Origin of the sequence: Bradyrhizobium sp. (assembly GCF_017881085.1) — a bacterium.
In the GTDB taxonomy this organism is placed as follows: domain Bacteria; phylum Pseudomonadota; class Alphaproteobacteria; order Rhizobiales; family Xanthobacteraceae; genus Bradyrhizobium.
In genome coordinates, this window is sequence record NZ_JADGRI010000232.1 from 1 (window position 1) to 8675 (window position 8675).

Below are 8675 nucleotides of genomic sequence, written 5' to 3' on the forward strand. Positions count from 1 at the left end.
TTCCTTGATCTGTTTGTGGGCGCGCGAGCGCGGCAGCCGCTGCGTGAAATGACACCAGTCGGGGGCGTGGAGCGGACATTTGCCGTCGTGCGGGCAGGGCGCTGCGACATGCGCGCCCGGTCGCGATCCCACCGTCACGCGGTATTTGACTTGGATCAGTGCGGTTTTGGGCAGTTAGGATAGCAGCGCGCATGAAAATTATGATGTAACAACGGGGTCAAATTAGCTACCGGGCTGGAGTTGCGTTCACGGGGGCCGCAATTTTCGTCGTCGTTCTCTCAATCGGCCCATCAGCAACAGCTAGTGACGCTGTCGCCGTCGACACATCGACAACCAGCCGGCCGTGAGGGCAAATCATGACGCGCTCTGTTCTTACGCTGTGTTCGATCTTGGTGCGCCCGTCAAGATTACGAAGAATGATCGAACGTGGGAACTTGCGTAGGTTCGCTGCTTCCGCGAACCGGGTCGCGGCATTCTCTTCAGCCTTCGTTTGTATCTTCGCCAGCAACGATGGGGCCGGCTTTGCCCGCCTCGGAGGGGCAGCGGGACCGATTGGTATCGGGATGCGCGTTGCTATTGTGCTTGTGGTGGCGTCGTGCTCCGGATCGTCAGAAGCGCCGGAGGGGACCTTGGTCGCGAGCTTCTCGTATGCGCCCGCTGCTCGCCGAGGCTATTGCGACAACAAGCCGGGCGCAGCAGGTGCCACTAACGGACTCTCGTCGCGCGACGGCTTCCATTACAACGTGAGGGCACCGGCAAACCTCGATCCCACCTATGCGCATTCCCTGCTCATGGTCTACGCACCAGCGGGACATTCTGCGGAACAGAACGAATCTCTTACTCGCCTGACCACCGATGCGACCCGCAGAGGGTTCATAGTAGCCTATGTTGGCAGCCGCCCCCTCTCGCAGCAAACGGTACTAGGGCTGGCGCGGGTACCCAAGGAAGTTGCCAGCTCTTGGTGCGTCGATCCAAACCGAGTGTATGCGACGGGACACTCCGACGGCGGAACCGTGTCGACCGCGCTCGCCCTTCTGAAAGAAACCAAAGGTACCGTGTCGGCAATTGCCCCGAGCGCCGCCGGCTTCTCCGGGAAGGACCTTGAAGGTTTTCAATGCCCGGAGCCCCTTCCGGTGATGGTCATGCACGGCAAACGGGACATGCATTTTCCAGGCTGGGGAAAGCAGGCGGCATTCTGGTGGGCACGCTGCAACGCCTGCGATCCCGCCAAGCCGCCCTTGCCACAGGACGACGGGTGCGTCACCTTCGCGGGGTGTGCGCCCGGTGGGCGAACCGACTACTGCGAGGGAGCCGGGGCGCACGAGGACTGGCCCCCCTTGCGAAGCCGGATCATCCAGTTTCTCCAATCCGCCGGATCCCCTTGAGTTCGACAACCACCTCAGAGGGAAGTTTTGGGAAAGTGCAATGGTTCGATGGCGCGACCGCAATGATGCCGGTAGCGATGATGAACTGCTGACCGCAAAGAGCCCGCGTTTCACGGCGACAGTCGACGGTGACGCGATGGCGAAAAATAGGAAACCAGGGAGGAGTGGGTTAGGACATGTTGAGAGAAATGACAATCATGGCCCTGATCGCACTGGCAGTGCCGACCTCGGCACGTGCACACGCTGCGCTGGTCAGGTCTGTGCCCGGGAGTCGCTCGGTGCTGACGCAAGCTCCCCAGTCGCTCGATCTTTGCTTCAATGAGGCAGTCGAGGTGAAGTTCTCGTCGGTCACCTTGGAGGACGCGAACGGGACCACCGTCCTCTTGGGCAAGTTGCAAGCCGGCAGTGACCCAAAATGCATCAAGGCGCCGATAGCGACCATCGGTTCAGGCGTCTTTACCGTGCATTACCGTGTTCTCTCGCAAGACGGACACGTTGTCGAGTACGGCTACCAGTTCAGCGTTAAGACCGACGCCAAGTCACCGTGACCGAGCTTGTCTCGGTTCTCTCTCGCCTCGCGGGGTACCTGTCGCTGGCTTGGCTCATCGGCGGCGCGGCGTTTCTGCTGTTGGGTCGTCCGACAGCGGATCCAGTTCTGCGCGCGTGGCGCGATCGAGCAAACCGAACTTTCCCCTGGGCGGTGTTGATTTTCTTCCTGGCGACCGTTACGGGCTTTGTCGCTCAGACGGCCGCGATCATCGATCTGCCCCTTGAGCGGATGATTGATGAAGTGGAATGGTTGAAGAGCTTTGCGTTTCATACGCGGTACGGCCGTGTCGCCCTCCTCAAGCTTGCGCTCGTGCCGATGTTGCTCGTACCCACCCTTCTTCTGCCAAAAGCGAAACTGCCGAGATCGGAGCGCGCGGGCGTCGGACTGGTCTTGATTCTGGCGATGACTGTCGCTGCGGCCGGACCGCTGGCCGGCCACGCCGCCGGGGACGACTTGGCACCTTGGCTCCTGCCGTTCCACATCATGCACGCGGTGACCGTCAGCGCGTGGATCGGCGGCTTGCCGGCCTGGATCGGGCTGGTGTTGACGGTCGGCCCGTTCGCGAACGCCGAGCGCTGTGGTTACACCGCTGTGGCGCTCAATCGCTTTTCGAGACTTGCGACGGTTTGCGTGGTCGCGACCGTCGTCTCCGGTGTGGCGCTCGGCGCCGGTTTTGTAGACACGCAGGGCGATCTTCTGGGGACGCGCTACGGCTTGCTGATTTGCGGCAAGGTCGCGGTGCTGTTGGGCATCTTGCTCGTCGCCAACCATATGCGCCGGGTCTTCCTGCCGGCTGTAACGACAGTGTCGCGCGCGCCCCAACGATACGCCGCCGCAGCGCGCTGGGTATCGCTGGAACTGGGCCTGGCGACCGTCGTCCTCGGCCTTGCCGGCATGCTGTCCCAGGCAAAGCCCGCGGCTCACGAACAGCCCTACTGGTGGCTGCCATTCCGTTTCGCAATTGACGCGACCTGGCCCGTGTGGCCGACGCCATTGTGGGTCGTCGGCGGGGCCGTGCTTGCGGCGTTATCCGCAGCCTGGCTGGTAGGAAACCGGCAAAGCATGGCGGCGCCACAGCTGGCAGCAGTCAGTGCCGCAGGTCTGGTGGGAATGGGAGTAGCGTTGTGGTCCCTGACGGTCCCGGCCTACCCGGACACGTACCTCCGTTCCACGGTGGCGTACTTGACGGTGTCGATTTCCGAAGGAAAGAAGCATTTCGAAAGGCTATGCACCGCGTGCCACGGCCCAGGCGGCCTTGGCGATGGGCCGGCGGCGAAGGGGCTGCCGAAGCAGCCGGCGAATCTTAGCGAACCGCATACCGCGCTGCACACGGCGGGCGACATGTACTGGTGGCTGGAGCACGGAATTCAGCCAAGCAACATGCCCGGATTCGCTGATGTCCTGAGCGATGAAGATCGATGGGACGTGATCAATTTCTTGCGCGCTTTTTCCCAGGGCTTTCAGGCCCGCCTGCTGTCGCCCTCGATCGTTTCCGAGCGCCCCTGGCTGGGCGCCCCCGGCTTCTACCTGGACGGCGGCGACGACAAGGCCCGCGAGCTCAAGGACTTTCGGGAGCAAAGGAATGTCTTGCTTGTCTTTCCAGACCCTGGCCAAGAGCGCAGCCTCACGCGCATGCGCGAATTGAATCGGGACTTAGATCGGATGCGAACCAGCGGCCTGGTGGTCTTGGTGATATCCAATATGCTCGATGCCGGCGTTAGCGGCTCCGCGACCATCGTTCGCGACGGCGCCGACGAGATCCGGGAGAGCTACGAACTCTTGTCGCGCACGTTGGTCAACCGCGGCGATGGTCGCAGCCTGGGCATGAAGAGAAACCATATGGAATTCCTGATTGATCGGTTCGGCTATATTCGTGGTCGCTGGGTTGCCGACGAGGAGCCCAACGGATGGAGTCCGATGGACCGGCTCCTCCAGCAGGTAGACAAACTCAACACGGAGCCACAAATACTGCCGGCGCCGGACAATCACGTTCATTAGTCGTGAATCACAATGAACAGAGGGAGGCGTTGATGACTTCGAAGCGGGCCTGCTTTTTCGAGATGCTCCCGGTGCTGGCGGTGCTCGCCGCGTCGCCGTCAGTCGCGCAATCCAACAAGGAGCAAATGCACCATCAGCATCCCGGCGGGGACACGATGCGGAACGCCAGCGAGGCACCGGCGCAGTTGCCGCCCCTGAAAATACTGATGCCGGAAAACGGTGCCACCGTAGGCACTCGCCTTGCGATCGTATTTCAGACACCGGCCGACCTGAGCAAAATGACGATGAGCGCTCCAGTGCCAGGCACGCATCTTCACATCGATGCTCAGGACGTATCGATGATGCCGAGCCGAGAGCAGCTCGTCCGCTTTGGTGAGGACCGCTATCTGTTCTTGTTCGACCTGCCAGCGAAGCCCGGCAAGAACACGTTGCGAGTCTATTGGTCGGATGCGCAACACCGGACGATAGCGGACACGGTTCAACAGATCACGGTGACCGTCGCGCGTGATGCGCCGCAATAATTTCTTGCAGAAGCGTTTCAAGCAGCGGCCTCATGAAATCGCCCATCTTGTAGTTGAGAATAACTCGCATTCCGTCGCAGTCTTCCCGTACGAAAACAGTTCACGGGAGTCAGTTTCTATTGCTTGTTGACACAAAAGGTTTGACGTTGCGTGTCGCAGACTCATATCCTGATCTATAAAAGCAGACTCATATCCTGATCTATAAAAAATGGGAGGGAATGACGCATGACACATGCTTTGGATGTGGGAACGAGCGGTATTGTTGCGACCAACCGCGCGACCAAAGATGCAGCCGAGCACGCGGCCAAAGACAAGTATTTGAACCTCGGCGTCACGCTCATGGTTATGGGCGGTCTGGCGATGATCTACCTGGCCGCCAGGGTCTACCAGCAAATGTTCGCCTGGTCCGCAGGCATGGATTCGACCAATCCGCTCTTCGATACATACTGGATGACGCTGCTGTACACCGAGTTGACCGTTCTTGCGATTGCTGCCGCCGTGGTTTGGTCGTATCTCTGGTTCTCCCGCGACCGGCACCTCGACAAGATAGAACCGAAGACCGAACTCAAACGGTACTTCAATCTGGTTGCGTGGATCCTTTGCTATGTGTTCGCCGTCTATTTTACCGCCAGCTTCTTCGGCGAAGAGGACGCGTCCTGGCATCAGGTTGTGGTGCGCGACACCAGCTTTACGCCTAGCCACATCGTCCTCTTCTATCTGACCATCCCGCTCTACATAATCCTCGGGATCGGATCTTACCTGTACGCCACGACGCGATTACCGCAGTTTGCCAAAGCGATCTCGGTCCCGTTCGTCATCGGCGTGACCGGACCGTTCCTCATTCTGCCGAATCTCGGCTTCAACGAGTGGGGGCATGCCTTCTGGCTGATGGAGGAGCTGTTCATCGCCCCGCTGCATTGGGGCTTTGTCGTTCTCGGCTGGTCGGCCTTGGCATTGGGGGGCCTGCTGATGCAGGTCACTCCGAACATCATTGAACTGTTGAAGAAGATTTACGGCGCGGAAGAAGCCGAGCATCTGGCTGACACGATCTGACAACCGCTGCGGCCACGGCCGGATTCCGGACGCAATATCTTGCATCCGTCAATCTCTGGCCGGGTCGGCATCGGCCGCGGGGAACTGCAAAGGCTGCGATAACGAAACGCCGCAATAACCAATAACGATTCCGCGGCTGACCGGGGGGGACAACGTGGCAAACATCACGGAGACTGCTTGGCGTGGGGTGTGGCCGTCAGGCGCGGCCGCGAGAGTATCTCGGACCTTCGATTTTTTGGTCGCTGCTGCGATCTTTATCGTGCTGGTTGCAGCATACCACATCCATGTTGAACTGACGATCGGCGACTGGGATTTCTGGAACGACTGGAAGGACAGGGAGTTCTGGCCGACTTTTACCCCGGTGCTGTTGATCACCTTTCCGGCGGCCGTTCACTACATCCTTTGGACTTACTTCCGTCTGCCCATCGGCGCCACACTCTGCTGTGTCGGGCTGCTCTTGGGCGAATGGATAGTGAGGGTCCACGGCTTCCATATCTGGGCTTGGTTTCCCTATTCGCTGATCTGGCCGGCGACCATGTTGCCTGGCGCCATAGCGCTCGATTTGGTGCTGCTCCTCGGCGGCAATTTCATCATGAGCGGCATTTTCGGCGGCATGCTCTTCGCACTGCTTTTCTATCCCGGAAACTGGCCGATGTTGGCTGCGTACCGTTTGCCGCTTGAGCATATTGGATCGCTCCTCACGGTCGGAGATATGATCGGTTATGTTTATCCACGCAGCAGCATGCCGGAATATCTGCGCATCATCGAGCGGGGCACGCTGCGCACATTCGGTGGCCATTCCGCGGTGGTTTCCGCCTTCTTCTCGGGGTTCATGTGTATCCTCATGTACTTCGTCTGGTGGCATATCGGCAAGCTCCTGGCCACGACGGCGTTTGTACCAAGCAAACTCAGTAAATGGATGGGGCTTTCGGACAAGACCGTACCTGCGCCGACCGCGACAAGCCCTGTGGTGCGACCGGCAACGGTCGTGCTGGGTCTCGCGGTGTTGCTGACCAGTGTTCTGTACAGCATGCCCACGCAAGCCCATGGCGAGCGCAACCAGGAACCGTTCCTGCGGATGCGTACCGTGCATTGGTACGACGTGAAGTTTTCCGGGACCAAAGCGGCGGTGAACGATGAGATCACGATCACCGGCAAGTTCCGGATTTTCGAAGACTGGCCCGAGATTCTGCCCAAACCCGACACGATTTTTCTAGGGCTTGCCTCGCCGGGCGGGGCGATGACGCGCGTCGAATCCTATATCGACGGCGTGCCGGCGATCCAGTCAACCGGTCTTCAGCTTGGCCGCGACTATGACTTCAAGATCGTGGTCAAGGGCCGCATTCCCGGCCGGTGGCACATCCATCCGATGCTCAATATCCAGAAAGCCGGGCCACTGCCGGGCCCCGGCGAATGGATCGACGTTACCGGAAATTTCAACGATTTCCGGCAGCCGGTTACGACGCTCGACGGGACCCAGATCGCCAATCTCGAGGACTGGGGTCTCGGTACGGTATTTAGCTGGCACGCCCTTTGGTTGGTCCTCGCCATCCTGTGGTTGCTGTGGTGGATAAGACGGCCGCTCCTGCTGCCGCGTTATATGGCGCTGAAGGCCGGTCGCGAGGAGGCGCTGATCACGCGCCAGGACCGGATCGTTGCCGCTGCATCGCTGGCTGGCATTATCGTGCTTGTGAGCGGCGGATTCCTATGGGCCGAGAACGAATATCCAAACACCATCCCGCTGCAGGGCGGACGGGTGCGGGTCAATCCATTGCCAGTCCCGCCGCAAGCGGTCGACCTCAAAGTGACAAAGGCGAATTACGACGTTCCAGGGCGGGCAATGCGGATCACGATCGAGATCACTAACAAATACACCAAGCCTCTGCAGCTCGGGGAATTCACCAGCGCCAGTTTGCGCTTTGTCGATCATTTGGTTCCCGCTGCCAACGCGCATGTTGACCCGGCCTATCCGAAGGACTTGCTGCCGAAGTCAGGCCTGCAGGTGGAGCCGAATACTCCCCTGCAACCCGGCGAAACCAGGACCGTAAAGTTCGTTGCCGCGGATGTGGCTTGGGAGGCCGAGCGCTTGACGAGCCTGATGCGCGATCCAGATAGCAGTTTTGGTGGGCTGCTGTTTTTCTACGACAGCGACGGCGAGCGGCATATCGCCAACGTGTACGGGACCATCGTTCCGACTTTCGTTCGCTGATGGCAGCGCAATGATGTGGAGCACGCGATGAACCTTCACGTCGCGCGCTGCGCTGGCGGATTGCTGTGGCTGTTAGTAGCCGTATTCATCGCCGGCGAGGCGACCGCACATGGCGGGCTCAGCATGGAAAAGGACTACTGCAAGCTCCGCGTCGGCCCGTATGTCATGCACTTCACCGGTTACCAACCCGCAGACGGGTACAGGAAGGAGTTCTGTGAGGACATCCCTTCGACAGGGGCGACGATCGTCGTTCTGGATTTTATCGATGACGTGCTGAGGGATCTTCCGGTAGCACTCAGGATCATCCGGGACGATGGCGGGGGGCAAGATCTCGACAGTGCAACTGTCTATCACGTTCCGCCGAAGATCTACCCGATGGGAACCTTCTCATTCGACTATCGATTCGAACAGCCGGGAAAATACGTCGGGCTTGTTACCGTGGGCGACAGAAATCAACCAGTGATTGGACGGTTTCCGTTCTCGGTCGGGGCGCCATTTTATCTACGGCATTCATCTCTGGCGGCACTCCTCGCCATCGGTTTCGGTATGGTCTACGGCATTTGGCGTTGGCGTCGCGCCGCGAAGGGAGCGGCGGTTGCATGACGCCCGTGGATGGTGACGGTTTTGCGCTCGATTTCGTCACGCAGGCCTATCGTTAAGCTGGCTGGCTACGCGGCGTACACGCCTAGTCTTGCTCCATCACGGCGTCGCCCCAACGCCAGCGGCGGGCGCGGGCGTAGCCCGCCTTGGCGCGGTGCGGCATTTTTGCGATGGCGAGGCCTTCGGCCGTGCACAGTTTTGCCGTCACTTCGATCTTGGTGACGACGGGCTGCGCCAGCACCCGGGCGGGATGCAGCGAAACCGCGGCGCGGGTCAGCGCGAGATAGCTGAACTTCTCGTCCTCGAACGGAAGCTCGACTTCCTTGATCTGTTTGTGGGCGCGCGAGCGCGGCAGCCGC

At 60.1% G+C, this 8675-nt stretch carries 8 protein-coding genes and 1 pseudogene; 7 read left to right on the forward strand and 2 right to left on the reverse strand.

The annotated features are described in order from the left end of the window. Nucleotides 1–117, reverse strand: a pseudogene (locus tag QZ213_RS19865) (small ribosomal subunit Rsm22 family protein); the annotation flags it as partial. A 512-nt stretch (nt 118–629) separates the two neighbouring features. On the opposite strand from QZ213_RS19865, the gene QZ213_RS19870 reads away from it, so the two are divergent. The 7 genes from QZ213_RS19870 (at nt 630) to QZ213_RS19900 (ending at nt 8319) form a co-directional block, all read left to right on the forward strand. Then, nucleotides 630–1385, forward strand: coding sequence for a hypothetical protein (locus QZ213_RS19870; RefSeq protein WP_291687802.1), 756 nt, complete (start codon nt 630–632; stop codon nt 1383–1385). A gap of 197 nt (nt 1386–1582) precedes the next feature. Continuing rightward, a complete protein-coding gene (locus QZ213_RS19875; RefSeq protein ID WP_291687803.1) occupies nt 1583–1933 on the forward strand; it encodes a copper resistance CopC family protein in 351 nt (116 codons plus the stop codon). Further along, nucleotides 1930–3933, forward strand: coding sequence for a CopD family protein (locus QZ213_RS19880; protein WP_291687804.1), 2004 nt, complete (start codon nt 1930–1932; stop codon nt 3931–3933). The genes QZ213_RS19875 and QZ213_RS19880 overlap by 4 nt, the downstream gene beginning before the upstream one ends. Before the next feature lie 32 nt (nt 3934–3965). Next, the gene (locus QZ213_RS19885) at nt 3966–4454 is read left to right on the forward strand and encodes a hypothetical protein (protein ID WP_291687805.1); all 489 of its coding nucleotides are present in this window, start codon (nt 3966–3968) and stop codon (nt 4452–4454) included. Between the two features lie 225 nt (nt 4455–4679). Then, complete coding sequence (gene amoC, locus QZ213_RS19890; protein ID WP_291687806.1) at nt 4680–5507, forward strand: bacterial ammonia monooxygenase, subunit AmoC; 828 nt, start codon at nt 4680–4682, stop codon at nt 5505–5507. 154 nt (nt 5508–5661) lie between these two features. Beyond that, nucleotides 5662–7716: a bacterial ammonia monooxygenase, subunit AmoB gene (amoB, locus tag QZ213_RS19895; protein WP_291687807.1), complete on the forward strand. Its 2055-nt coding sequence runs from the start codon at nt 5662–5664 to the stop codon at nt 7714–7716. A gap of 27 nt (nt 7717–7743) precedes the next feature. After that, nucleotides 7744–8319 carry a hypothetical protein gene (locus QZ213_RS19900; RefSeq protein ID WP_291687808.1) on the forward strand — a complete coding sequence of 192 codons (576 nt, stop codon included), beginning with the start codon at nt 7744–7746 and terminating at the stop codon, nt 8317–8319. 82 nt (nt 8320–8401) lie between these two features. Here the strand turns inward: QZ213_RS19900 and QZ213_RS19905 are convergent. Further along, on the reverse strand, nt 8402–8675 hold a 274-nt coding region (locus QZ213_RS19905), incomplete at its 5' end, for a small ribosomal subunit Rsm22 family protein (protein ID WP_291687809.1).

What these genes read in the sequence shown, in the direction of transcription:
- QZ213_RS19900 (WP_291687808.1), top strand. Translation starts at nt 7,744, where the DNA reads ATGAACCTTCACGTCGCGCGCTGCGCTGGCGGATTGCTGTGGCTGTTA.
- amoC (WP_291687806.1), top strand. Translation starts at nt 4,680, where the DNA reads ATGACACATGCTTTGGATGTGGGAACGAGCGGTATTGTTGCGACCAAC.
- QZ213_RS19875 (WP_291687803.1), top strand. Translation starts at nt 1,583, where the DNA reads ATGGCCCTGATCGCACTGGCAGTGCCGACCTCGGCACGTGCACACGCT.
- QZ213_RS19885 (WP_291687805.1), top strand. Translation starts at nt 3,966, where the DNA reads ATGACTTCGAAGCGGGCCTGCTTTTTCGAGATGCTCCCGGTGCTGGCG.